We start from the raw sequence: 23,255 nt of genomic DNA on the forward strand, positions 1-23,255 counted from the left end.
AGCCGGCCTCAGGGCAGCTCGTCCACGCAGCCGAGCCGGAACTCCGCCCACCGCACCCCGTCCGCGGACATCGCGTACTCGCAGGACGCCCCCGAACGCAGCAGGCCCAGCGGGGTGCGGCGGGTGTAGTGGGAGCCGTCGCCGAGCCGGGTGAACGTGCGGCCGCCGTCCACGCTCCGGTACCCGGACAGCTCCCCGCCGATCTCCACCCGGCCGCCCGGCCCCGGCACCGGCAGCCCCATCAGCGTGCGCGGCTCCCCGGTCGGCCCGGTGGTCCGCATCCGCTGCCAGGTCCGGCCGCCGTCGAGCGAACGGTGCAGCGCCCTCATCGGGTTCTTCACGGGCTCGCCGCCCGTCAGGTCCCCCATCTCCGCCGCGTACACCGCGTCCGGTCCGACCGCGACCTCGACCCGCCACCCCGGCCGGTCCGTCGGGCTCGGCAGCGGTCTCACCGTCCAGTGCCGGCCCGCGTCCCGGGAGAAGGCCACCGCCACCCGCCCGGTCAGCGGGTCCACCCCCGAGACCCACCAGGAGCCGTCGGGCTCCGGCTGCCCCGCCGGCTGCGGGTGCGCCCCGACCAGCGGCGCCTTGGCCAGCACCCTGCGCCGCCCGTCCTGGGGCGACACCACGACGATCCGCTCCCGTGCGCACTCGTCGGACAGCGCCCCGACGGGCGCGGCGCACTCGGTGGTGAGCACCGCGCCGTCCGGTATCTCCGCGACCTCGCCGGCCGTCCGCCGGTCCACGGCCTGCCAGCTCCGGCCCCCGTCCCGGGTGAACCAGTTCCGCGCCCGGTCGCCGCCGCCGTCGTCGATGAGCGCCCGGCCGGGCCCGAGGGCCAGCAGGTCCGCCGAGACGCCCTCCGTCACCGGGATCTCCGGCAGCGGAGAGCGCCGCACGACCCATTCCGTCGCCCCCGCCTCCCGCACGGCCACCTGCTGCCGGCAGAAGCCGCTCCCCGGCGCCGCCTCGGAGCTCACACATCCGACGATCAGCGCGAACCCGCTGCCGTCCCGCGCGAATCCCAGACTGTGCGCCCACCCGGGCAGTCCCGGCGCGGACGGTATCCGGGGCGGCGCCCCGAACACCCCTGAAGAACCCGGAGACCCCGGCGACCCCGAAGCCCCGGGCCCCGCTGAAGACCCCGAAGACCCCGAAGCACCTGAAGGCGCGGGCCCCGAAGCCCCCGGACTCCCCGCCGAGGCCGAAGGACCCGAACTACCGCCCCCCGCACTCGACTTGGACCCTTCACCCGGCCCCGTACACCCGCTCAGCACCGCCAACACCAGCGCCACGACGGCGCCGGCCACTCCCGCAGGCCTGCGCATCGCACGTCCCCCTGTCCTGCCTCGGGCGGCCCGCGGTGAGCCGCTGCTTTCAATACACCGCTCGCCGCCCCGGGGTTCCCACTTCCGCGCCGCTACTTTCCGAGCCGCCCGAACTTCCGTACCGCCAGCGGGAAGAAGACGGCGAGGAGCACGAGCGGCCAGAGGATCGCGGCCGTGAGGTGGCCCGGCTCGCCGCCCGGGTTGGCGAAGAGTTCACGGGTCGCGGTCGCCGTCGCGGACATCGGGTTCCACTCGACGAAGGTGCCGAGCCAGCCCGGCATGGAGTCCGGCGAGGCGAAGGCGTTGGAGAGGAAGCCGAGCGGCCAGACCAGGATCTGCACCGCCTGCACGAGTTCGGCCCGGCCGGCGACCAGGGCGAGGAAGATGCCGATCCAGAGCATCGCGAACCGCAGCAGGAGCAGCAGCCCCAGAGCCCCCAGGGTGCTCGCGAGGCTCCCGTTCGCCCGCCAGCCGATCGCGTATCCGACGCCGACCATCACGAGCAGCCCGACCGTCGACTGGAGCATGTCGGCGGCGGCCCGGCCCACGAGGACCGCGCCGTCGGCCATCGGCATCGACCGGAAGCGGTCGATCACGCCCTTGTTCAGGTCCTGGGTCACCGCCGTCATGGTGCCTTCGAGGCCGAACACCATGGTCAGGGTGAGCATCCCGGGCACCAGGAAGTCGACGTAGTCGCCGTCCACGCCCCGTCCGCCGCCGACGAGGTAACCGAACATCAGCAGCATCATCACCGGGAAGACGAGACCGACGAGGACCTGGACCGGCTGCCGGGCCCAGTGCGCCAGCTCCCGGCGGGTCATCGTCCAGCAGTCGCCCACCACGTACGCGGCACTCATGCCGTCACCTCCGTCCGCCGGGCCGGGCCCGGTTCCGCTGCCTCTGTCAGCCGCAGGAAGACCTCGTCCAGCGTCGGCCGCCGCAGGGCGATGTCCTCCGCCTCGATCCCGGCCTCGCCGAGTGCCCGCACGGTCTCGGCGAGCGAGGCCATCCGGTCCTTCACCGGCGCGCTGAGCCGCCGCCGGTCCAGGTCCACGCCCACCTCGTCGCGCGCCGCGGGGAGCAGCCCCGCCGCCTCTTCGAGCCGTGCCCGGTCCCGTACGACCACGTCGATCCGGTCCACGCCGACCCGGGCCTTGAGCTCGTCGGCGGTGCCGTCGGCCACCACGCGCCCGTGGTCCACGACCGAGATGCGGTCGGCGAGCCGGTCGGCCTCCTCGAGGTACTGCGTGGTCAGCAGGACCGTGGTGCCGCCGCCGACGAGGGAGCGGACCGACTCCCAGACCTCGCCGCGGCCGCGGGGGTCGAGCCCGGTCGTCGGCTCGTCGAGGAACAGCACCTCGGGCTCGGTGATGAGCGAGGCGGCCAGGTCGAGCCGCCGCCGCATGCCGCCGCTGTACTGCTTGACGGGCTTGCGCCCGGTGTCGCCGAGGCCGAAGCGCTCCAGGAGCTCGTCGGCCCGCGCCCCGGCGCGCCGGGCTCCGAGGTGGTGGAGCCGGCCGAACATCTCCAGGTTCTGCCGGCCGCCCAGCTCCTCGTCCAGGGCCGCGTGCTGCCCGAGCAGGCCGATCCGCCGCCGCACCTCCCGGGCCCCGGTCCGTACGTCGTGTCCCGCCACCCGCACCAGGCCCTCGTCGTGCCGCAGGAGGGTGGCCAGGATCCGTACCGTCGTCGTCTTGCCCGCGCCGTTGGGCCCCAGCAGGCCGTGGACGGTGCCGCGCCGCACGGTCAGGTCGAGTCCGGCCAGGGCGTCCTTGTCGCCGTACCGCTTGCGCGCGCCCTCCATGAGGATCGCGTCCGCCGTCATGTCGATTCCTCCCGAAAACCAAGTAGCCGAAAACCAAGTAGCCGAAAATCGAGTAGCCGAAAATCGAGTAGTCAAATTTGATCAGTTGCCGCCGACGGAGCAAGGTATGCCCTCGAAGAGAGCTAGTCAAACTTGATTAGCCCGATTCTTCCGACGCTCAGGTCGCGAAGGGGTTCTCCTCGCCCTCGGCGAGCACGCCCACGAAGGGGTCCCCCTCGCCGGCGAACACATACGCCCCGGCCTCGATCCGTTCGATCAGACCGAGGGTCCACTCCTTGCCGGCGTCCGCCGAGTGGACCCAGAGGTGCATGATCTCGCCGATGTGCCCGAGCTGACCGGGGCCGCCCTCGGGCGTGTAGTACTCGGTGACCGCGCCGCGCCACTCGTCGAGCGCCTCGACGCGCTTCCGCAGCAGCCGCGCCGCCTCCTCGCGGGGGAGGTCGACGATGAAGCCGATGCCCGCCGACAGGACGTCCATCTTCTGGTCGTACGTGGTCAGCGCCTCGCGCAGCAGCGCGAAGTACTCCTCGGTGCCCCGCTCGGTCAGCTCGTACTCGACGCGCGGCGGCCCGCCGACGGCGCTGGGCGCCACCTCGTACGCGTGCAGCAGTCCTTGCTTCGCCATCTGCTTCAGCGCGTGGTAGATCGAGCCCGGCTTGGCGTGGGACCACTCGTGCGCGCCCCAGTACTCGAGGTCGTTGCGCACTTGGTAGCCGTGGGCGCGGCCGTGCTGCTTGACCGCACCCAGGACGAGGAGCCGGATCGCTGACATGCCTCGATGTTAGTCAACCTTGACTAGGAGCCACCAAGCGGCGCCGGCGGGCGGGCCTCAGGAGGCGCCGTTCTCGGCGGCGATCAGGTCGAAGGAACCCTTGCCGTCGAGGGACTCGCGGATGATGTCCGCGTGTCCGGCGTGCCGGCCCATCTCCTGGACGAGGTGGAGCAGCATCCAGCGGATCGAGACGCGTCCGTCCTTGGGGAACCAGGGCGCCGGAGGCAGCGGGAAGGTCTCGTCGAGGCTCGGCACGGAGCGGACGAAGTCCTCGGTCTCCTTCGCGACGCCGTCCCAGAACGCGATGACCTCGGGGATCGTCTCGTCCTCGACGAGCCGGAAGCCCTCGCCCCAGGTGTCCTCGGTGCGCTGCCGTTCGTTCGGCCGCTCCTGCGCCAGCCGGAGCCAGCCCAGTTCGACCTCGGCGACGTGCTTGAGCAGGCCGGAGAGGGTGAGCTCGCTGGCGCTGGGGCGGCTCGCCGCCTGCTCCTCGGTGAGCCCGTGGACCGAGCGGCGGAGCGCGGCGCGCTGTTCCTGGATGAAGTTGAGGAACGCGCCGCGCTCGTCGCCGGGGGCTTCGATGGGAACGAGGGCAACCATGGTGTCCGCCTTACGTGGTCGTGACTTTCTTCGACACAGACCACGCTACGGACCCTTGCGGACACCTTCTGTCCGCAAGGCCGACGAGTCGGGAAACGGCGAGTCGGGAAACGGCGAGTCGGGAAACGGCGAGTCGGGGGACTGCGAGTCGGGGAATCAGAACGGGAAGCGGCTGCGCCCGTGCTGGATCGAGATCCACTTCTGGGTGGTGAAGGCGTCCACCATCGCGTCGCCGTTGAGCCGCCCGATGCCCGAGTGCTTCTCGCCGCCGAAGGGGACGATCGGCTCGTCGTGCACGGTGCCGTCGTTGATGTGGATCATGCCGGTGTGGATGCGCTTGGCGACCCGTACACCGCGCTCGACGTCTGCGGTGTGGACGGCGCCGCTGAGCCCGTACGGGGTGTCGTTGGCGATCCGGACGGCCTCCTCCTCGCCGTCGAAGGGGACGATGAGGGCGACCGGGCCGAAGATCTCCTGGGCGAGGACCGGGGAGTCGGCGGCGAGGCCGGTGAGGACGGACGGGGAGACGAGGTTGCCGTCGACCGTGCCGTGCAGCAGGGCCGTCGCGCCGGCCGCGACCGTCTGGTCGACGAGCGAGGAGACGGACTCCGCCTGCTGGGAGTTGATGAGCGGGCCGATGTGGGTGGCGGGGTCGGCGGGGTCGCCGACGCGCAGGGTCTTCACCTTCGCCACGAACTTCTCGGTGAACTCCGCTTCGAGGGTGCGGTCCACCAGGATGCGGTTGGCGGCCATGCAGACCTGGCCCTGGTGCACGAAGCGGCTGAAGACGGCCGCGTCCACCGCGTAGTCGACGTCGGCGTCTTCGAGGACGATCAGGGCGCTGTTGCCGCCGAGTTCGAGGACGGCGTGCTTGAAGTTCTGCGCGCAGACCGTGGCGACGTGGCGGCCGACCTTGTCGGAGCCGGTGAAGGAGATGACCTTCGGGACCGGGTGGGTGAGGAGGGCGTCGCCGATCTCGGCGATGTCGGTGACCACGACGTTCAGCAGGCCGGCGGGCAGGCCGGCCTCCTCCAGGACCTTCGCGACCAGCGTGCCGCCGCAGATCGGGGTGTTCTGGTGCGGCTTGAGGACGACCGCGTTGCCGAGGGCGAGCGCGGGCGCGACCGACTTGATCGAGAGGAGGAAGGGGAAGTTGAAGGGCGAGATGACGCCGACGACGCCGACCGGGACGCGGTAGACGCGGTTCTCCTTGCCGTCGACCGGCGAGGGCAGGATGCGGCCCTCGGGGCGCAGCGCCAGCTGGATCGCCTCGCGCAGGAACTCCTTGGCGAGGTGCAGCTCGAAGGCCGCCTTGAGGCGGGTGCCGCCGAGCTCGGCGACGATCGTCTCGGCGATCTCCTCCTCGCGGTCCTCGACGATCCGCAGCGCGCGCTCGAAGACGAGCCGGCGGGTGTACGGGTTGGTCTCGGCCCACTCGGCCTGGGCGCGCTCGGCGGCCCGGTAGGCGCGGTCGACCTCACCGGCGGTGGCGACCGTGATGGAGGCGAGCTTCTCCCCGGTGTACGGGTTGAAGTCGATGATGTCCCACGAGCCGCTGCCCGGCTTCCACTCGCCGTCTATGTACTGGTGGGCCAGGTCGGTGAAGTGCGACATGGTGGAGACCCCTCTACCCGCTACCTGCAGTGCGACTGATGTGGCGTCATCGTACTGATGTATCAGGAGAGTTGGAGGAGACCCCGGAGAAGGTCACGGCTTTCGGCCGGATCCGGACCGTCCTTCTGGAGCTTCTCCATCACGCGCTGGTACTGGGCCACCTCCTCGCGCTTGTCGAGGTAGAGGGCGCTGGTGAGCTGCTCCAGGTAGACGATGTCGGAGAGGTCGGACTCGGGGAAGCTCAGCATCGTGAAGGCGCCGCTCTCGCCGGCGTGGCCGCCGAAGCTGAAGGGCATGATCTGGAGCGTGACGCCGGGGTGCTCGGAGATCTCGATGAGATGCCTCAACTGACCCCGCATGACGGACCGGTCGCCGTACGGGCGGCGCAGGGCGGCCTCGTCGAGTACGGCGTGGAACTGCGGGGCGCGCTCGGAGACGAGGACCTTCTGGCGCTCCAGGCGCAGGGCGACCCGGCGGTCGATCTCGGCGCGCGAGGCGTCGGGCATGCCCCGGGTGACGACGGCCTGCGCGTACGCCTCGGTCTGCAACAGGCCGTGCACGAACTGGACTTCGTAGACACGGATGAGGGAGGCGGCGCCTTCCAGGCCGATGTACGTCTGGAACCAGCCGGGCAGCACGTCGCCGAAGCTGTGCCACCAGCCCGCGACGTTGGCCTCGCGGGCGAGCCCGAGGAGCGAGCCGCGCTCGGCCTCGTCCCCGACCCCGTACAGCGTGAGCAGATCCTCGACGTCCCTGGCCTTGAAGCTCACCCGCCCCAACTCCATACGGCTGATCTTGGATTCGGACGCCCGGATGGAATAGCCGGCCGCCTCGCGGGTGATCCCGCGCGACTCGCGCAACCGCCTCAGCTGGGAGCCCAGCAGGATGCGCCGCACCACGCTCCCGCTCGCTCCGCTCGATTCGCCTGCGGTCACGGCTCCCAGCCTCCCCTTTACGGTGTCGAGCCCCCGTCGAGCCCCGGATTCTGCCACCAAACGCTTCAGCGCGTACACATTCGATTACGGAAAGACGGCGGGATCCGGGCACTCACGCGCACACGGCACGCACATCGCGGAAAGTTCCCCTCACCGGGTGGACGACTTATGCACAGATTCCGCACGGGGACGGACAGGTCCGGCGCGTGCACGTGCATCTGCCCTTGCATCCAGTGGTCGCATTCGGAACCATGGACCCCGCGCAGCCGCGTACTCGTTCGTGTTGTCGCACCACAGTCGCGATTCCCGGGAGTGCCTCGCATGGGGACGAATGGATCGACCGTGCTCGAGCCGTTACGGCAGGGCCTACCGCCGATCGATCCCGGCGCCGTCTCCACCTCCGCCTCCTGCGCCCTGCCCGCCCGGTACGAAGCCGTGCGCGGGGCACGGAAGTTCACCAGCGCGACGCTCGACCGCTGGGAGCTGACCGAACGCTTCGACGACGTGGCACTGGTCGTCTCCGAGCTCGTCACCAACGCGCTGCGGCACGCCGTACCCACCGACGCGCCCCAGGAAGAAGGCCAGAACCCGCCGGTCCGGCTGCACCTCATGCGCTGGGCCTCGCGCCTCGTGTGCGCCGTGCGCGACCCCAGCGGGGAGAGCCCGGAGGCGCGCCGAGGCGAGGAGGACTTCGCCGCCGAGTCGGGGCGCGGGCTGTTCCTGGTGGATTCGTTCAGCGACAGCTGGGGCTGGCACCCGCTCGCCGGCACCCTGCACGGCAAGGTGGTGTGGGCGCTGTTCCGGATCGGTCCGGAGTAGCACCGAGCGATACGCATGAAGGGCCCCGGGGCACACCCGCCCCGGGGCCCTTCCGCATGCCGTACGCCTCGTAGGCCTCGTATGCCTCGTATGCCTCGTGGCCGGGTTCACACCAGGTGGTCGAATTCCCCGTCCTTGACGCCCAGCAGGAGCGCCTCTATCTCCGCGGGCGTGTAGACGAGCGCGGGGCCGTCGGGGTGGCGCGAGTTGCGCACGGCGACGTCTCCCCCGGGGAGTTTGGCGAACTCCACGCAGGAGCCCTGGGAGTTGCTGTGCCTGCTCTTCTGCCAGACGACACCGGTCAGCTCCTTGGCCGCCATGCCGTTGTACGCGTGATGCGCATGGTGCACTGGTAGCTCCCCGAGTCAATTGGTGCAGGTGTCAACTTCCTCGGATCATAGCTGTGTTCACATGCCGATGCATGAGCAGATGCACGTGCACGAGGGGTGGCGTAGTGGCTACGCCACACAGCGTTCCCACACCGCTTACGAGCCAAGTTCCGCTGATCAGACGTTCCTGACGGCCCGTACGGTTCCCTTCGCGATCCTACGGCCGACGATCTTCACGCCACCCGACGGCCGTCCTCACGCGCACGCGTGGAGCCCGTCAGGGCCACCGACACCTCGTCGAGCGCCTCCAGGAGCAGGACGGCGCCCTTGTGCAGGAGGAAGTGGTCCGGAGGGTCGGCGGACCAGGCGTCGACCGTCTCCCGCAGGTCGTCCCAGCGCGGCTCCCGGCGCTCCCGCACCTCCTTCGCTCCCCGCTCCGTCGCCCGGTGCAGGGACTCCGCCAGGGTCGCGGCGGCGGGCACGGGCGGCGCCCCGCGCTCCGGCAGATGGGCCTCCAGGAGCATGGCCACCCGGCCGAACTCGGCGAGCGCCTCCTCCGCCTGTTCCGCCGCCGCGTGCGACAGGCCCCGGTGGCGCACCGGCTCGTGCGTCGCCCGGGCCAGGGCCTCCTGCCAGGCGACCCGGGCCGCGCGGGTGGCGAGCAGGGCCTCCCGTACGTCGGGGCAGGCGGGTCCGGCGGGGTCGGCGTACCGCGCGGTGACGACGGCCGCGTACCGGCCCACCGCCGCCACCCAGTCCGCGAGCCGGCCGCGCAGCCGGGGCGTCTCCCAGGCCGGGTAGACGGCGTACCCCAGCATCGCGAGGAGCCCGCCGATGAGGGTGAGCAGCACCCGGTCCCGCACGGTCTGCGTCAGTCCGGCGCCGTCCATGCCGAGCAGGAACACGACGTAGGCGGCGACGCAGACCTGGCCGGCGGCGTACCCCGTCCGCATCAGCAGGTACATCCCGAAGGCGCTCAGCACCGCGAGCGCGGCGGACAGGTACGTGCCCGGGTCCGCCCACTGCACCACCGCGGTCGCCAGCGCCACTCCGACGAGCGTCCCCCCGAACCGGGCCACCGAGCGCGCGTACGTCTGCGAGAAGTCCGGCCGCATCACCATCACCGAGGCCATCGGCGCCCAGTAGCCGTGCCCGAACGGCAGCACCGCGCCGAGCAGATACCCGGCGGCCGTGACCGCCGAGACCCGGACCGCGTGCCGCAGGATCGGCGAATCGGGGCGCAGCTCGGCCCGCATCTTCGCGACGACGACGGGCACGAGCCGGACGAGGGTCGGCCGGGTGCGGGGGGCCGCGGGGGCCGTGGGCTCCCCGCCGGGGGACGCGGCCGCCTCCCGGGCCGCCGGGGTCTTCGCGCGCGGTGCCGGCGGCTCTCCGGGCGAGGTCTCCGTGCGGGGGTCGGCCGTCTCCACGACGTCGCCGAGGAGTGCCGCGAGGCGGAGGGCGGCGCGGCGGGAGGGGCCGGAGAGGATCGCGCCGGTGTCGGGGGTGCGGAGGGCGGCGACGGCGGGCGGGGGCAGGGCGACCGGTTCGCCGTGCCGGATCGCGTGGGCGGCGGCGTCGAGGAGGGCGGCCGCGGCGGCGAGCAGCTCGCGCACGCGGTCCCGTTCCGGGCCCTCCTCGGGCACTCCGACGGCCGGGTCGGCCAGGGACGCGAGGACCGGGCGGATCCGTTCGGCGAGGCCCCGGGCGCCGTGCAGTTCGGCCGGGCGGCGGCGGGCCTGGCGGGGCGTCACGGCGGCGGCGCTGCGGGCCGTCATGAGCGGTACGGGATCGAAGGGGGCGACCGGGTCGTGGCGGAGGCGGCGCGCGTAGTCGGCCTCGGCGGCCAGCGCGTCCGCGAGGGCGTCGCGCTGGGCGCCCCAGCGGCGTACCGGCAGGAGGACGACGAGCGCGGCCTGCACGACACCGCCCGCGAAGATCACGGCGGCGTGGCCGGCGGCCGCGGCGACGGAGGTGGGCAGGGTGACCGTGACCAGCATGATCGCCACGTTGGACGAGGCGATGATCCCGGCGGTCGGGCCCGCGGCCCAGGCGAGGCCCGCGAGGAACGTCCAGCAGAGCAGCAGCGCGAGGAACAGCGCCTCGTGCGCGCCCGTGAGATAGCCGAGGAACGTCGACACGGCGAGGCTCGCCCCGGACGCCAGGGCCAGCGTGGGGCGGGGGCGCCACGAGCGCTGGAAGGTGGCGATCGCCGCCTGGAACGCGCCGAACGCCGACGACGCCGCCACGGCCGGCCCGAACAGCGCGAGCGAGAACCCGACGACCAGCGCCAGCCCGAGCGCGCCCCTGGCAGCGATGGCGGGTTCGAGCCGCCGCCGCTCCACGGTGAGCCCCGAGCGGGAGGTCGCCTTCAACGCCCGAAGCCAGCTCATGCGCCGAGCGTATCCGCGATCCACCCCGAACCCGACATTTCCCCCCAGAGGGCGTGCGTCAGGAGGCGTCTCCGATGCGGGGGCGGCCGGGGTGCAGGCCGGCCTGGTCCGCGGCGGAGGCGCCGTGGTTCCAGCCCGCCTCGTCCCAGGCGGCACGCACGCGCGTGGTGCGGGTCTCGGGGAAGAGTTCGTCGGTACGGCTGGTGACCGCGAGGTCGCGGGAGGCGAGGGCGGGCAGCAGCGAGGGCGCCTCGGCGGCGACCCGGCGGGACGTCGAGGCGAGCCGGGCGCCGAGCCGGTTCGCGTACGCGAGCAGGAAGGACTGCCGGAAGGACTTGGTGCGCTTGCGGCCGCCGGCCCGCTGCTCCGCCTCCGCCCGCGTCATCGCCGCCGTCCCCTGGACCAGCAGCGACGTGTACAGCAGCTCGACCGGATCGAGGTCCGCCTCGAAACCGACCACCGTCGAGAAGGCGTACGTCTCGTTCCACACGGCCCGGCAGTGGTTCGCCGTGGCCACCGCGTCGAGCAGGATCGCCTTCGCCTGCTCGTACGGCGGCTCCACGCCGATACGGATCGCGCCGGGCGTCTCCGGGGACGGCGCGCCCGCCGCCAGCGTCGCCTCGTCCAGGCTGTGCCGGGCCATCAGCTCCTGGGCCTTGGCCGTCAGCGCCTCCGCCTCCTCTGGGTAGCCGGTCGCCTCCGCCTTGGCCAGGAGCGCCCTGATCCGGGTGAGCATGCGGGGCTCCCCGGCGGTCGCGGGCGGCAGCGCCTCGCCCGGCACCGGGCCGACGGCGTCGAGCCGCGGCAGCCGGACAAGGAGCCGGTACAGCTCCAGGACCGTCGTCGCGTACGAGAACCGGTCCGTCGGCCGTACGGCGGCGGCGTCGAGGTCGTCGAGCTGCGCCTGCCAGCGGTGCGGCAGCCGCCCGTACCCGGCCGTCTCCGTCCTGATCAGCGCGGCGAGCAGCCGGACGTGCTCGTCCGCGAGCTCGCGGCGGGCAATCCGGGCGAGGTCGGCGGGCTGCCAGCCCCTCCCCCACAGGGTGCGGACGAACTCCTCGCCCCGCCGGGCCAGTTCCCCGTCCGCGCCCCGGTCGGCGGCGAGCAGCGACGCCGCCGTGTCGAGCGACCCGTCGTCGCTCGCGTACAGCGCCTCGAATGCCCTGTCGATCGTGGTGCTCATACCGCCCTCGGTCCTCGCGTCCCCTTCGTCCTCCCCCGATGGTCTCAGCCCCCGCGGAGAGGCCGCCGGACCGGGCGGAGGTAGGGCCAGGCATACCCCCGGGACGCCCCTCAGTGGTCGTGATCCGGGCGGGCCGAAACGGTTCGCTTGAGCCATGACCAACACCCCCGCCGTACGGCTCCGCGGGCTCACCCGGCACCACCGGGACGTCCGGGCCCTCGACGGCGTCGACCTCGATCTCGCCGCCGGAACCTTCACCGCCGTCATGGGCCCCTCGGGCTCCGGCAAGTCCACGCTCCTCCGGTGCGCCGCCGGGCTCGACCGGCCCACCGCCGGAAGCGTGGAGCTCGGCGGCACCGCCCTGCACGGGCTGAGCGAGCGCCGCCTCACGCTCCTCCGCCGCGACCGCATCGGCTTCGTCTTCCAGGCCTTCAACCTGCTGCCCTCCCTGACCGCCGCGCAGAACGTCGCCCTGCCGCTCCGCCTCGCCGGGCGCCGCCCGTCCCGCGCCGAGATCCGGGAGGCACTCGCGCGCGTGGGTCTCGCCGGCCGCGAACGCCACCGCCCCGGTGAGCTCTCCGGCGGCCAGCAGCAGCGGGTCGCCATCGCCCGCGCCCTGATCACCCGCCCCGCCGTCCTCTTCGGCGACGAGCCGACCGGCGCGCTCGACTCCACCACCAGCCGCGAGGTCCTCGCCATGCTCCGCGACCTCGTCGACCGCGAGGGCCAGACCCTCGTCATGGTCACCCACGACCCCGTCGCCGCCGCCCGCGCCGACCGTGTCGTCTTCCTCGTCGACGGGCGCGTGGCCGGCGAACTCCACGCCCCCACCGTGGAGGCGGTCGCGGCCCGGATGGCCGGTCTTGAGGCGGGCGGTCTCGCGGCGGACGGCCTCGTGGGGAGCCCCGCGTGCTGACCGTCGTCCTCTCCGGGCTCCGCGCCCGCTGGGCCTCCTTCGTGGGCGGTTTCGTCGCCCTGGCGCTCGGGGTCGGTCTGCTCACGACCATGGGGCTCGGGCTCTCCGCGACTTTTCACGCGCCCGAGCGTTCTCCCGAGCGGTTCGCCTCGTCACCGGTCGTGGTGCAGGGCCGGGACCGGCTGGTCCTCGACGTCGTACGGGGGCCCGGGACCGCGCATGTCGCACTCCCGCTCGACCGTCCACAGCCTGTGGACAAAGAAGTGCTGCAGGACCTGAGGGCGCGCTGGGCCCTCCGCACGGACACGGACACGGACACGGCACCGGACGCCGTGGGCGTGGACGCCCCCGCCGACCAGGTCAGGGCCCTCGTCGGCGACCGCGCCCAGGTCCTCACCGGCGCCGACCGGGTCCGCGCCGACCCGGACCCCGAACGGGACGAGCGCGCGCTCACCGCGCTCAACGCGCTGCTCGGCACCTCCGGCGGGGTGACCGCCTTCGTGTCCGTGTTCGTCGTCGCCTCCACCTTCGCCTTCGCCGTCGCCCTGCGCCGCCGCGAGTTCGGGCTGCTGCGGACCGCCGGGGCCACCCCCGGGCAGGTCCGGCGACTCCTCCTCGCCGAGGCGGCGGTGCTCGGCGTGCTCGCCTCTGCCACCGGCTGCGCGCTCGGCTCCCTGGGAGCGCCCCTGCTCGCCCGTACCCTCGTCGACGGCGGCCTCGCGCCCGCGTGGTTCACGATCGGCGGACCCGGCGGACCCGGCTGGCCCTTCCACACGGCCTTCTGGACGGGCGTGACCGTCGCCGTCACCGGCGCCCTCGCCGCCTCACGGCGGGCCGGCAAGGTGGACCCGACGGCGGCCCTCCGCGACGCGGACGTCGACACCGACGCCCTACCCCTGGGCCGGGCCGTGCTCGGCACCCTCCTGCTCCTCACCGGCGCCGGGCTGCTCGTCTGGACGTACGCCACCGAGCCTTCCGAGCTGCTCAAGCGCAAGACGTACACGACCCTCCCGATGCTCCTGATCGGCGGGCTCGCCCTCCTCTCGCCCCTCCTGGTCAGGCCCGCCGCCAGGCTGCTCCGCCTCCCGGGAGCCGGAGCGGGAGCCGGAGCGGGAGCCCGGCCCGGAGCCGGCGGCGCCGTCGCCCTCCTCGTACGGGAGAACAGCGCGGCCTCCGTCCGCCGCACCGCCGCCATCGCCGGGCCCGTCCTCGTCACCGTCGCGCTCGCGGGCACCCTCTTCGGCTCGGCGACCACCGTCACGCGCACGCGTGGGGCCGAGGCGCGCGAGCAGACGGCCGCTCAGTACGTCGTGACGGGCCAGGCGTTGAAGCCGGTCGCCGCGCCCGCGGGGGCCCTCGTCTCCCCCACCGCGACCACGTCCGTCTTCGTGCGCGACGGCGACGAGGCCGTCGTGAAGTACGGGGCGCGCGCGGTCTCCGACCCCGCCGCCTTCGCGTCCCTCGCCCGGCTCCCCGTGGTCGCCGGAGACCTGCGCGACCTGGACGACCGCTCGATCGTCGTCAACGAGGAGTTCCGGCCCGGTCGCGTCGGCGACACGATCGACGTCTGGCGCGCCGACGGCACCGGCCCCTTCCCCCTCCGCATCGCCGCCGTCCTCGCCCTCGGCACCGGCGACAACGGCCCCTACGTCACCCCCGCGAACGCCCCGGGCGCCGTCGTCGACCGCGTCGACGCGGGGGCGGGCGGCAGTCCCGCGAGCCTGGCGAGGGCCCTGGAGGCCACCGGCGGCACCGTCCGCACGGCCGACGCCTGGGCCGAGGCCACCCACCCCGCGGGCAACCCGCAAAGCCGGCTCGGCATGGTCCTCGTCCTCGGCATCGCCCTCGTCTACACGGTGATCGGGCTCGCCAACACCCTCCTCATGGCGACCTCGGTGCGCGGCCCCGAGCTGGCCTCACTGCGCCTCGCCGGGGCCACCCGTGCCCAGGTCCTCCGGGTCGTGGCCGGCGAATCGGTGCTCGCCGTCGCCCTCGGCACCCTCCTCGGGCTCCTCGCCGCCGCGGCCGTGCTCGCGGCGCTCGGCGCCGCCCTCGCGGCCCTCTCGGCGCCCGTGGCCCTCGCGCTGCCCTGGTCCGCCGCCGGCGGCTCGGCGGCGGTCTGCGCGGCGGTCGCCGTCGCCGCTTCGGTCCTCCCCGCGTGGCGCCTGACCCGCTGAGCGGTCATGGTGGGACAACGGGGCGGTGACAAGGGTCGGAGCCGGGTCACCGCCCCGTCCGGCGTGGTCAGGCCTTGAGCGAGCTCGACCAGTCGGGGGCGAGGATCGACCAGATCTCCTCGTCGTGACGGGTGCCGCGGTAGGGGTAGCTCTCGCGGAGGACCGCGTCGCGGCTCATGCCGAGACGGCGGGCGACGGCGATGCTGGGGGCGTTGTCGGCGGAGACGACCCACTCGACGCGGTGGACACCGCGCACGGTGATGGCCCAGTCGATGAGGGTGTGGGCGGCCCTGGTCACGAGGCCCTTGCCGACGGCGGCGGGTTCCAGCCAGCAGCCGGCCTCCGCGTAACCGGCGGGGATGTCGAGCCTGCGGAGGATGACGGCACCGACGAGGGTGCCGTCGGACCAGATGCCGTGGATGCGGCCGGTGTCGGAGGCGACCTTCTCCGCGTAGAGGCGGAGGAAGGCGCGGCTCGACTCCAGGTCGGTCACGACGTCGGGGAGGCCGTTGCGGGCGCCGATGAACTCGCGGCCGCGGTCCATGTGCGCGAGGAACTCGTCGGCCTGCCACGGTTCGAGCGGGCGCAGCTCCGCGCCGTCGTCTCCCAGGGATATCGCGTACATCGTCGTCGCCTTCCACGGTCGTTCCAGCTCTCGGAGCGGAGGGAGGGATCGCCTTGACCCTCCGCCGAGAGGAGACCCTACGGGGACGGCGCGCGCTGCCGCACGGGAGTTCTACGGGATCAGGACCAGCTTGCCGCGCACGTGGCCCGACTCGCTCAACTCCTGCGCGCGGGCCGCCTCCTTGAGGGGGAGGATGTCGGCGAGCCGGATCGCGAGGGCGCCCTCCGCGGCCAGGCGGGCCTGGGCGGCGAGTCCGCGCCGCACGTCCTCCGGGTCGCCCGAGACGCCGGAGAAGGTGATCCCGTACTCGTCGGCGTCGATCGCCGCGATGGTGGCGATCCGCGCCTTGTCCGCCCTGCCCTCGCCGCCGAGGAGCTCGATGGCGACCGGGAGCACGCCGTGGCCCGCCGCGTCGAAGACCGCGTGGACGCCGTCCGGGGCGGCCGCCCTGACCCGGTCGGCCAGGCCGTCGCCGTACGCCACCGGGATCGCGCCGAGTTCGCGCAGGTAGGCGTGGTTGGACTCGGAGGCGCTGCCGACGACCGTGATGCCGGCCGCGACGGCGAGCTGGACGGCCACCGAGCCGACGACGCCCGCCGCGCCGTGCAGGAACAGCGTCTCGCCCTCCCGCACCCCGATCAGGTCGAGGACCCGCTGCGCGGTCTCGCCGGCCACCGGGAGGCTCGCGGCGGTCTCCCAGGAGAGCCCGGCGGGCTTGGGGGCGATGGTGCCGGCGATGGCGTATTCGGCGTAGGCGCCGGTGCTCGTCCAGCCGAGGACCTCGTCGCCGACGGCCACGTCGGTGACGCCCTCGCCGAGCGCGTCGACGGTGCCGGCGAACTCCAGGCCGGGGACGGCGGGGAACGTCGTCGGGTAGAACGCCTCGACCCAGCCGTAACGCCGCTTCCAGTCCACCGGGTTGACCCCGGCCGCCGCCACCTTCACCCGGACCTCGCCGGGTCCCGGCTCGGGCACCGCCACACCGGTCGCGTGGCGCAGCACCTCGGGGCCGCCGAACTCCTCGTACACGATCGCTTCCATCTCGGCCTCCACTGCCGTCCGTTGTCACCGTCCGCTCCCGGACTCCTCCATCCTGCGTGCCCGCCCCTCCCCGCCCCGCCCTCCCAACGGCCAGTCCCACCTGTCCGAAAGACCGGCCCGGCCGCAGACCGCCGGACTAGGCTGAACGGCATGGACGCGCTCACGCTGACCACCGCGTACGAGATCCTCCGGCAGCCGCTCGGGGCGATCCTCCCCAAGGTCTCGGCGGCCCTCGCGCCCGTCGTCCCGCACGTCGACGCGGCGGAACTCTCCACCCACTGCGCCCACTCCCCCTTCAAGGCGATCGGCGGTACGGAGGGACTGACCGCCGCCGAACTGGCACCGCTGCTCGCGGCGGGCGTGCCCGGGAGCCCCTGGCAGGGCGTGGCGAAGGTCGGCGGCCGGGAGCGCGAGGTCGTCGCCGTCACCAGTCACGCGACGCGACGCGGCTCGGTGCTCGTGCTCGTACGGGAGGACGGCGCCGCGCCCGCCGACGCGGCCGGACTCGACGTCGCCCAGGCCCTGTGGGACCTGGTGACCAGCCACTTCGACCGGTTCGCCACGGAGGCCGTGCCGGGCGCCCTGGCCCGTTCGCGCGCCGCCGCCGACACCCGGGCCCGGGTCATCGCCGAGCTGACGGCCGCGCACACGGCCGCGCTGTCCGGCGTGCTCGCCGTACTGCGCAGCCGCGCGCTCGACGACACGACCGCCCGGGCCACCGCGACCGACCTCGCCGCCTCGACGCTCATCGACATGCGGGCGGCCCAGCGGCAGGACCGCGCGATCGCCGAGGAGCCCGCGGCGGAGGCCTTCGAGCGGCTCGCCGGCGAACTGCGGCCCATGCTGCGGCACAGCCCCGTCCGCCTCGACCTCGGCGCCCCCGACTCCGCCCGCTCCCTGGCCGCCGACGTCGCCCACACCGCGCGGGCCATCGTCCGCGCGCTCCTCCTCGTCGTCCTCGAACAGGACTCGGTCCGGCGCGTCCACGTCGGCTGGCAGCTCACCGAGCACGAACTCCGCGCCTCGGTCCGCGACGACGGCGCCGGCGCGCTCGCCGCCTGCGACCTGGGCGCCGGCAGCATCCGCGACCGGCTCGACGTCCTCGGCGGCCACCTCGACATGGACGCCGTCCCCGGCTGGGGCACCACCCTGACCGCCGTCCTCCCCCTCGCCACCCCCGAGGCGCCCGTCGAGGCGGCCCACCCGCTGGCCGGCCTCGGCGAGCGCGAGGTCGAGGTCCTCCGTCACCTCGCGCTCGGCCACCGCAACCGGCGCATCGCCGAGGAGCTCCACATCAGCGAGTCGACGGTGAAGTTCCACGTCGCCAAGATCCTCGACAAGCTGGGCGTCGGCTCCCGCGGCGAGGCCGCCGCCCTCTTCCACGCGGCCGCGTAGCGCCTGATCACGGACCCGCCGCTCCGCCTGCCCGGCGCTGTCAGTGCCGGGTGCCAGACTCGGACGCATGAGCGAGCGGTGGGTGGTGGCGGCCGAGGAGGAGGGGGACGGGGCCGTCCTCGCGCCGCTCGGCGCCGACGGGCAGCCGACAGGGGAGCCGCTGCGCGAACCGGACCTGGTGGAGGCGGTACGGCGACGGCCGGACGTGACCCGGTGGGTGTGGCGGTCGACCGCGGAGGTGTATCCGAGGCTGCTGGCCGCGGGCGTGCGGGTCGAGCGCTGTTACGACGTGGAGGACGCCGAGCAGCTGCTGCTCGGCCACGAGGGACGGCTCGGGGAGCCCCGCTCGGCGGCCGCGGCCTGGGCCCGCCTGCGGAACGCGCCGGTGCCGCCCGACCCGCCGCAGCGGAGCGCCGAGCCCGGCTCGCAGGACTCGCTGTTCGAGCCGCGCCCCACGGTCTCGGTGCCGTTCGAGGGGCTCCTCGCGGTGTACGCGGAACAGCTGCGCCGGCACGACCGGACGGAACACCCCGGCCGGATGCGGCTGCTCACGGCGGCCGAGTCGGCGGGGATGCTGGTGGCGGCCGAGATGCACCGGGCGGGGCTGCCGTGGCGGGCGGACGTGCACCGGGAGCTGCTGAACGAGCTGCTGGGCGAGCGGTACGCGGGCGGCGGCGAGCCGCGCCGGCTCGCCGAGCTGGCGGACGAGGTGTCGGCGGCGTTCGGCCGCCGGGTGCGGCCCGATCTTCCGGCCGACGTGGTGAAGGCCTTCGCGCAGGCCGGGGTGCGGCTGAAGTCGACGCGCCGCTGGGAGCTGGCGGAGGTCGACCATCCGGCCGTGGAGCCGCTGATCGCGTACAAGAAGCTGTACCGGATCTGGACGGCGCACGGCTGGTCGTGGCTGGCGGACTGGGTGCGGGACGGCCGTTTCCGCCCGGAGTACCTGCCGGGCGGCACGGTCAGCGGCCGCTGGACGACCAACGGCGGCGGGGCCCTCCAGATCCCGAAGGTGATCCGCCGGGCGGTCGTCGCCGACGAGGGCTGGCGGCTCGTCGTCGCCGACGCCGACCAGATGGAGCCGCGGGTGCTCGCCGCGATCTCCCGGGACCCGGGCCTCATGGAGGTCGCGGGGCACCCCGACGACCTGTACACCCGGCTCTCCGACCGGGCCTTCTCCGGCGACCGCGACCACGCCAAGATCGCCCTGCTCGGCGCGATCTACGGGCAGACCAGCGGCGACGGCCTCAAGAACCTCGCGGCCCTCCGCCGCCGCTTCCCCCGCGCGGTCGCCTACGTCGACGACGCGGCCAAGGCCGGCGAGGAGGGCCGGCTCGTCCGCACCTGGCTGGGCCGCACGAGCCCGCGCGCGGTCGGCTCCGGCGAGGACGACGAGGCGGGCATCCCGCAGGAGCCCGGCGAACCCGAGGCGGAGAGCGGCGAGTTCGTCCCCGGCTACGCCTCAGGGAACGCCCGCGCCCGCGGCCGGTTCACCCGCAACTTCGTCGTCCAGGGCAGCGCCGCCGACTGGGCCCTGCTGATGCTGGCCGCGCTCCGGCGCTCCCTCTCCGGGATGCGCGCCGAGCTGGTGTTCTTCCAGCACGACGAGGTGATCGTGCACTGCCCCGCCGAGGAGGCCGAGGCGGTCACGGCGGCGATCCGGGCGGCCGGTGACGAGGCCGGCCGGATCGCCTTCGGTGACACGCCGGTCCGCTTCCCGTTCACGACGGCGACGGTCGAGCGGTACGCGGACGCGAAGTAGCCGCTACTTCAGCGGCAGCTTCTGCCACTTGGGGCTCAGCGCCAGGGCCTTCAGCTGCGCCATCGTGAGCGCGGGCTCGGCGCGCGTGGCGGCCTCGTGCTGGGAGCCCGAGTTGAAGGCGGAGACGACGACCCGGAAGCCCTGGGCGCTCAGCGTGTCGACGCTCCACCAGACGACGCCGGCGCCGCCCTTCTCGCCGGGCTGCTGGGTGGCCTTGACCTTGGTGCCGTCGGGCAGCGTGACGACGCCGGCGCCGGTGAACAGCTCGGCGACGGCCTTACCGGCCTTGGGCTGGACGTCGACCCCGACGAGGCTCGCGCCCTTGCCGTCGTCCACGACGACATAGCCGTGGCCGTCGCCGCCGCCGTCGGACGTCACGGTGACGCCCTGGGGCAGCAGGGAGCGCAGGGTGGCCTGGACGGCCGCCGCGCTCGGCACGGCGGGCGGCTTGGCCTCGCCCTTGCCGGGCTTGGGGAGCTTGGGCAGCTGGGCGGTGAGCGGCGCCCAGGCGTCGGCGGTGACGAGTTCCTTCAGCTGGGTGAGGCCGAAGGGCGGGTTCTCGCGGCTGACCGCTTCGCCCTTCTCGGCGGGGGCGTTGGACTCGCTCGCGTCGATCAGGAAGCCGTCCTTGGTGAGCAGGACCGCCCGCCAGCTCTTGAGCCCGCCGCGCTTGTCGGAGTACTCGTACCCCTCGATGCCCATGAACCGGTCGCCGTTCGCCGTCCGTCCGTCGGCGCAGCGGTCGTAGGCGACGAGGGCCTTGTCGGGGCAGGTGACCTGGCCCACGCCGGATTCGGGGGTGCGGCCTGCCCGGTAGAGGCCGATGCTGACGGCCGCCTTGCCGTTGCCGTCGTCGTAGACGCCGGCGACCGCGTGGCCCACGCCGTCGAGGCCGTCGAAGGTCCACTGGCCGGCCGGGGTGTTGGCCTTGAGGACGGCGGCGATGTCCTTCAGCGGGATCTGCGCGTCGGGCGTCTTCTTCGGGTCGGCGGCGGACGCCGTGCCGGTGGCGTTGCCCGGCGTGGGCGCGGCGGCCACGGAGGTGGTCGTCTTGCCGACGCCGGGGCCGACCAGGGACCCGCCGTAGACGCCGCCGATGCCGACGGCGGCGAGCGCGAGGGCGCCGCCGGTCACCGCGAGGCGGCGGCGCACCAGGCGGCGCCGGCCGCGCTTGAGGCCGCCCGCGACCAGCTCGCGCCGGTCGTCGACGGAGAATCCGTCGCCGGCGCGGCGGAGGACCGCGCCGAGCTCCTCCTCGAAGCCTTCGTGCTGGGGATCGTCGTTCAGAGGCATGCCGAAATCACCGTCTCCGGTTCGTGGGTGAAGAAGTCCGTGGGTGAAGAAGTGCGGTGGTCAGTCGTGGGTCAGTCGGGGGTCAGCGGGCGGCGAACTCGGTGAGGCTGCCGCCGAGTCGGGCCCGCAGCTTGGCCAGCGCCCGTACCGAGCGGGTGCGTACCGCCGCGGAGCTGACGTGCAGGGCGTCGGCGGTCTCCTCGATGCTGCGGTCCTCCCAGTAGCGGAGGACCACGACCGCCCGGTCCTTGGGTGCGAGTCCGGCCAGCGCGTCGAGCAGCGCGATCCGGAGTGCGGGGTCCTCGCCTCCGTCGGGGGCGCGGTCCGGCAGCTCGCCGAGCGGGCGCTCGGTGGCGGAGCGGCGGCGCTGGTGGCTGAGGAACGTGCGCACCAGCACGGTCTGGGCGTATGCGGCCGGGTTGCCGACGCGGGCCATGCGGCCCCACTTGGCGTACATCCGGCCGAGGGTCTCCTGGGTGAGATCCTCGGCAAGGTGGGTGTCGCCGCTGGTCAGCAGGCATGCGGACCGGAACAGCTGCCCCGTGCGTGCGGCGGCGAACTCCAGGAACTCGTCCGCGCGGGACTTTCTCATGCCCCTCCCTTCCCTCACGGTCACGTGGTGTGGTCGCCGTACACCTCATCGACGCGGTGGGCGTGCGGAAATGTTTCAGGTGATCCGGGGAATTCCCGGGGGCGATCCCATCGGATGTCCGCTCGACGTATCCGAAGAAGCGGAATCGGGTAATCCTGAAGGTATGAACACTCTCAGCGCAGCAGAGATCCTGGCCGCTGGGGTTTGGCAGTCAGGGCTTGCACAGGTTCTCGGCGGACTGGTCATCGTCGCCGTACTCATCGGCGCGTTCTGGCTCGGCATGCGAGTCCGCGACCGCGAATCCCAGCCGCCCAAGCCGGACGAGCAGCCACACCGGCCCGACACCGGCGCGCTGCCCGGCGAGATGTCCGAATACCGCAGGCCGGCGGAGATGCCGCAGACGGACGGCGAACACCGGCTCATGCCCTACCAGCTCAAGGAATCCGGCACGGAGACCTCCCCCGACCCGCCCAGCGAGGAGAAGCGCAAGTGGGGCGGGATCTCCAGCGGAGGCTTCGGCAGCGGAGGCACCGGCCACGGCGACTGACGCCGGGCGATCCCCCGGCCGCCGTCGGGACGCTGCCCAGGGCCCGTCCGACCCCGATCCGCAGGACGGGCCCGAGGACACTCCGGCGGCGGCCGCACCCCGCGTCACGGAGGTCACACCCCGTGCATGAAGACGACGTGACGGCGACAGACCGTGACGACCGCGCGGTCACCGACCGCTTCGAGGACGAGCGGCCGCGGCTGCGGGCCGTCGCGTACCGCCTGCTCGGCTCGTTCGACGAGGCCGACGAGGCCGTGCGGGAGGCCGTGCTGCGCGCCGCGCGCGAGGCGGTACGGGGCCCGGTGCTGCGCGCCGAACTGCCGACCACGACCGTCGCCCGCGTCTGTCTGGAGCGGCTCCGCGCCCGCGAGGCACACCACGAGACGCACCACGGGAAGCCCTGGGACCCGTGGGACCCCTGGGCCGTCGGCGAACCGAACCGGCCCCACCGGCCCGAGCAGGTCACCGACCCCGGCCGGCGGGCCCTGCTCGCCGCCGACACCGGCGACCCCGGCCCCGACCTCCCGCTGGTCCTGGACGGGCTCACGCCCTCCGAGCGGCTCGCGTACGTCCTGCACGACCTCTTCACCGTGCCGTACGAGGAGATCGCCGGGATCCTCGACCGCGCACCGGCCGCCGCACGCCAGCTGGCCGGCCGCGCCCGGCACCGCGTGCACGGCGCGGAGGAGATGCCACGGCCCGATCCCGGGCGCGGCCGCGAGGTCGTCGCCGCCCTGCTCGCCGCCGCCCGCGCCCACGACCTCGACGCGCTCCTCGCCCTCCTCGACCCCGACGTCGTGCTGCGCACCGACCCCGGCGCGGCCCGCACCGGAGCGGCTCCCGCCCACGGTGCCCCGGCCGTCGCCCGGGCCGTCGCCCGCCAGGCCCGTACGGCCCGCCCCGCCCTGATCGACGGGGCGGCGGGCCTGGTGATCGGCGCCCCGGACACGCCCGGCACCGGCAGCACCGGCGGCCCCGCCGTCGCCGTCCTCGGCTTCACCGTCCTCCACGGCCTGATCACCTCCGTCGACCTGCTGGCCGACGAGGAGCACCTCAGCCGCCTCGACCTCCAGCCGCTCGACGAACGCGCCGCCGCCTGAGCGGGCGCCGGA

The 23,255-nt window shown here is 73.9% G+C and carries 21 protein-coding genes; 7 read left to right on the top strand and 14 right to left on the bottom strand.

Translation table 11 applies throughout. The features are described from left to right. Positions 1–8: 8 nt before the first annotated feature. The 7 genes from ACZ7G1_RS25185 to ACZ7G1_RS25215 form a co-directional block, all read right to left on the bottom strand. Positions 9–980, bottom strand: a complete 972-nt coding sequence (locus ACZ7G1_RS25185; protein WP_470875979.1) for a WD40/YVTN/BNR-like repeat-containing protein — start codon at positions 978–980, stop codon at positions 9–11. Between the two features lie 440 nt (positions 981–1,420). Next, positions 1,421–2,185 (bottom strand): ABC transporter permease, encoded by a 765-nt coding sequence (locus ACZ7G1_RS25190; protein WP_470875981.1) that lies wholly within the window; start codon positions 2,183–2,185, stop codon positions 1,421–1,423. After that, entirely contained in the window at positions 2,182–3,153 is a 972-nt protein-coding gene (locus tag ACZ7G1_RS25195) for an ATP-binding cassette domain-containing protein (protein ID WP_470875983.1), read from the bottom strand. Before ACZ7G1_RS25195 ends, ACZ7G1_RS25190 begins: the two co-directional genes overlap by 4 nt. 157 nt (positions 3,154–3,310) lie before the next feature. After that, entirely contained in the window at positions 3,311–3,925 is a 615-nt protein-coding gene (locus ACZ7G1_RS25200; RefSeq protein WP_470875985.1) for a PadR family transcriptional regulator, read from the bottom strand. Between the two features lie 57 nt (positions 3,926–3,982). Further along, positions 3,983–4,525 carry a DinB family protein gene (locus ACZ7G1_RS25205; RefSeq protein ID WP_470875987.1) on the bottom strand — a complete coding sequence of 181 codons (543 nt, stop codon included), beginning with the start codon at positions 4,523–4,525 and terminating at the stop codon, positions 3,983–3,985. 156 nt (positions 4,526–4,681) lie between these two features. After that, complete coding sequence (locus ACZ7G1_RS25210; protein WP_470875989.1) at positions 4,682–6,139, bottom strand: aldehyde dehydrogenase family protein; 1,458 nt, start codon at positions 6,137–6,139, stop codon at positions 4,682–4,684. Between the two features lie 62 nt (positions 6,140–6,201). After that, positions 6,202–7,074 carry a helix-turn-helix domain-containing protein gene (locus ACZ7G1_RS25215; RefSeq protein WP_470875991.1) on the bottom strand — a complete coding sequence of 291 codons (873 nt, stop codon included), beginning with the start codon at positions 7,072–7,074 and terminating at the stop codon, positions 6,202–6,204. 321 nt (positions 7,075–7,395) lie between these two features. Between ACZ7G1_RS25215 and ACZ7G1_RS25220 the strand changes: the two genes are divergently transcribed. Further along, entirely contained in the window at positions 7,396–7,893 is a 498-nt protein-coding gene (locus ACZ7G1_RS25220; protein WP_470875993.1) for an ATP-binding protein, read from the top strand. A 107-nt stretch (positions 7,894–8,000) separates the two neighbouring features. Here ACZ7G1_RS25220 and ACZ7G1_RS25225 read toward each other — a convergent pair whose 3' ends face one another. The 3 genes from ACZ7G1_RS25225 to ACZ7G1_RS25235 all read right to left on the bottom strand — a co-directional run bounded on the left by ACZ7G1_RS25225 (position 8,001) and on the right by ACZ7G1_RS25235 (position 11,798). Then, entirely contained in the window at positions 8,001–8,213 is a 213-nt protein-coding gene (locus ACZ7G1_RS25225; RefSeq protein ID WP_470876313.1) for a DUF397 domain-containing protein, read from the bottom strand. Between the two features lie 242 nt (positions 8,214–8,455). After that, the gene (locus ACZ7G1_RS25230) at positions 8,456–10,615 is read right to left on the bottom strand and encodes an FUSC family protein (RefSeq protein WP_470875995.1); all 2,160 of its coding nucleotides are present in this window, start codon (positions 10,613–10,615) and stop codon (positions 8,456–8,458) included. A 58-nt stretch (positions 10,616–10,673) separates the two neighbouring features. Continuing rightward, positions 10,674–11,798: a DUF2786 domain-containing protein gene (locus tag ACZ7G1_RS25235; protein WP_470875997.1), complete on the bottom strand. Its 1,125-nt coding sequence runs from the start codon at positions 11,796–11,798 to the stop codon at positions 10,674–10,676. Positions 11,799–11,952: 154 nt separating this feature from the next. On the opposite strand from ACZ7G1_RS25235, the gene ACZ7G1_RS25240 reads away from it, so the two are divergent. Both ACZ7G1_RS25240 and ACZ7G1_RS25245 read left to right on the top strand, forming a co-directional pair. Continuing rightward, positions 11,953–12,714 carry an ABC transporter ATP-binding protein gene (locus ACZ7G1_RS25240; protein WP_470875999.1) on the top strand — a complete coding sequence of 254 codons (762 nt, stop codon included), beginning with the start codon at positions 11,953–11,955 and terminating at the stop codon, positions 12,712–12,714. Further along, on the top strand, positions 12,708–14,891 hold the full coding sequence (locus ACZ7G1_RS25245) for an ABC transporter permease (protein ID WP_470876001.1): 2,184 nt from the start codon (positions 12,708–12,710) through the stop codon (positions 14,889–14,891). Before ACZ7G1_RS25240 ends, ACZ7G1_RS25245 begins: the two co-directional genes overlap by 7 nt. 67 nt (positions 14,892–14,958) lie before the next feature. Here the strand turns inward: ACZ7G1_RS25245 and ACZ7G1_RS25250 are convergent, their stop codons facing one another. Both ACZ7G1_RS25250 and ACZ7G1_RS25255 read right to left on the bottom strand, forming a co-directional pair. After that, positions 14,959–15,516, bottom strand: a complete 558-nt coding sequence (locus ACZ7G1_RS25250) for a GNAT family N-acetyltransferase (protein WP_470876003.1) — start codon at positions 15,514–15,516, stop codon at positions 14,959–14,961. Positions 15,517–15,627: 111 nt separating this feature from the next. Further along, positions 15,628–16,557, bottom strand: coding sequence for an NADP-dependent oxidoreductase (locus tag ACZ7G1_RS25255; RefSeq protein ID WP_470876005.1), 930 nt, complete (start codon positions 16,555–16,557; stop codon positions 15,628–15,630). A gap of 150 nt (positions 16,558–16,707) precedes the next feature. On the opposite strand from ACZ7G1_RS25255, the gene ACZ7G1_RS25260 reads away from it, so the two are divergent. Both ACZ7G1_RS25260 and ACZ7G1_RS25265 read left to right on the top strand, forming a co-directional pair. Continuing rightward, positions 16,708–17,952, top strand: a complete 1,245-nt coding sequence (locus ACZ7G1_RS25260; protein ID WP_470876007.1) for a LuxR C-terminal-related transcriptional regulator — start codon at positions 16,708–16,710, stop codon at positions 17,950–17,952. 67 nt (positions 17,953–18,019) lie between these two features. Then, the gene (locus ACZ7G1_RS25265) at positions 18,020–19,711 is read left to right on the top strand and encodes a bifunctional 3'-5' exonuclease/DNA polymerase (protein ID WP_470876009.1); all 1,692 of its coding nucleotides are present in this window, start codon (positions 18,020–18,022) and stop codon (positions 19,709–19,711) included. 3 nt (positions 19,712–19,714) lie between these two features. Here ACZ7G1_RS25265 and ACZ7G1_RS25270 read toward each other — a convergent pair whose 3' ends face one another. Continuing rightward, a complete protein-coding gene (locus ACZ7G1_RS25270) occupies positions 19,715–21,004 on the bottom strand; it encodes a hypothetical protein (protein WP_470876011.1) in 1,290 nt (429 codons plus the stop codon). Positions 21,005–21,086: 82 nt separating this feature from the next. Continuing rightward, positions 21,087–21,596: a SigE family RNA polymerase sigma factor gene (locus ACZ7G1_RS25275; protein WP_470876013.1), complete on the bottom strand. Its 510-nt coding sequence runs from the start codon at positions 21,594–21,596 to the stop codon at positions 21,087–21,089. Between the two features lie 163 nt (positions 21,597–21,759). Between ACZ7G1_RS25275 and ACZ7G1_RS25280 the strand changes: the two genes are divergently transcribed. Next, positions 21,760–22,143: a DUF6479 family protein gene (locus ACZ7G1_RS25280; protein ID WP_470876015.1), complete on the top strand. Its 384-nt coding sequence runs from the start codon at positions 21,760–21,762 to the stop codon at positions 22,141–22,143. Positions 22,144–22,280: 137 nt separating this feature from the next. Next, on the top strand, positions 22,281–23,243 hold the full coding sequence (locus ACZ7G1_RS25285; RefSeq protein WP_470876017.1) for a sigma factor-like helix-turn-helix DNA-binding protein: 963 nt from the start codon (positions 22,281–22,283) through the stop codon (positions 23,241–23,243). Positions 23,244–23,255 lie beyond the last annotated feature (12 nt).

This window comes from Streptomyces sp. NPDC037273, assembly GCF_055603625.1.

Bases quoted from the DNA above. Each gene is read 5' to 3' on its own strand.
- ACZ7G1_RS25210 (WP_470875989.1), bottom strand. From the start codon at position 6,139: ATGTCGCACTTCACCGACCTGGCCCACCAGTACATAGACGGCGAGTGG.
- ACZ7G1_RS25280 (WP_470876015.1), top strand. From the start codon at position 21,760: ATGAACACTCTCAGCGCAGCAGAGATCCTGGCCGCTGGGGTTTGGCAG.
- ACZ7G1_RS25235 (WP_470875997.1), bottom strand. From the start codon at position 11,798: ATGAGCACCACGATCGACAGGGCATTCGAGGCGCTGTACGCGAGCGAC.
- ACZ7G1_RS25190 (WP_470875981.1), bottom strand. From the start codon at position 2,185: ATGAGTGCCGCGTACGTGGTGGGCGACTGCTGGACGATGACCCGCCGG.
- ACZ7G1_RS25220 (WP_470875993.1), top strand. From the start codon at position 7,396: ATGGGGACGAATGGATCGACCGTGCTCGAGCCGTTACGGCAGGGCCTA.
- ACZ7G1_RS25195 (WP_470875983.1), bottom strand. From the start codon at position 3,153: ATGACGGCGGACGCGATCCTCATGGAGGGCGCGCGCAAGCGGTACGGC.
- ACZ7G1_RS25260 (WP_470876007.1), top strand. From the start codon at position 16,708: ATGGACGCGCTCACGCTGACCACCGCGTACGAGATCCTCCGGCAGCCG.
- ACZ7G1_RS25270 (WP_470876011.1), bottom strand. From the start codon at position 21,004: ATGCCTCTGAACGACGATCCCCAGCACGAAGGCTTCGAGGAGGAGCTC.
- ACZ7G1_RS25200 (WP_470875985.1), bottom strand. From the start codon at position 3,925: ATGTCAGCGATCCGGCTCCTCGTCCTGGGTGCGGTCAAGCAGCACGGC.
- ACZ7G1_RS25250 (WP_470876003.1), bottom strand. From the start codon at position 15,516: ATGTACGCGATATCCCTGGGAGACGACGGCGCGGAGCTGCGCCCGCTC.
- ACZ7G1_RS25265 (WP_470876009.1), top strand. From the start codon at position 18,020: ATGAGCGAGCGGTGGGTGGTGGCGGCCGAGGAGGAGGGGGACGGGGCC.
- ACZ7G1_RS25255 (WP_470876005.1), bottom strand. From the start codon at position 16,557: ATGGAAGCGATCGTGTACGAGGAGTTCGGCGGCCCCGAGGTGCTGCGC.
- ACZ7G1_RS25225 (WP_470876313.1), bottom strand. From the start codon at position 8,213: ATGGCGGCCAAGGAGCTGACCGGTGTCGTCTGGCAGAAGAGCAGGCAC.
- ACZ7G1_RS25275 (WP_470876013.1), bottom strand. From the start codon at position 21,596: ATGAGAAAGTCCCGCGCGGACGAGTTCCTGGAGTTCGCCGCCGCACGC.
- ACZ7G1_RS25230 (WP_470875995.1), bottom strand. From the start codon at position 10,615: ATGAGCTGGCTTCGGGCGTTGAAGGCGACCTCCCGCTCGGGGCTCACC.
- ACZ7G1_RS25240 (WP_470875999.1), top strand. From the start codon at position 11,953: ATGACCAACACCCCCGCCGTACGGCTCCGCGGGCTCACCCGGCACCAC.
- ACZ7G1_RS25205 (WP_470875987.1), bottom strand. From the start codon at position 4,525: ATGGTTGCCCTCGTTCCCATCGAAGCCCCCGGCGACGAGCGCGGCGCG.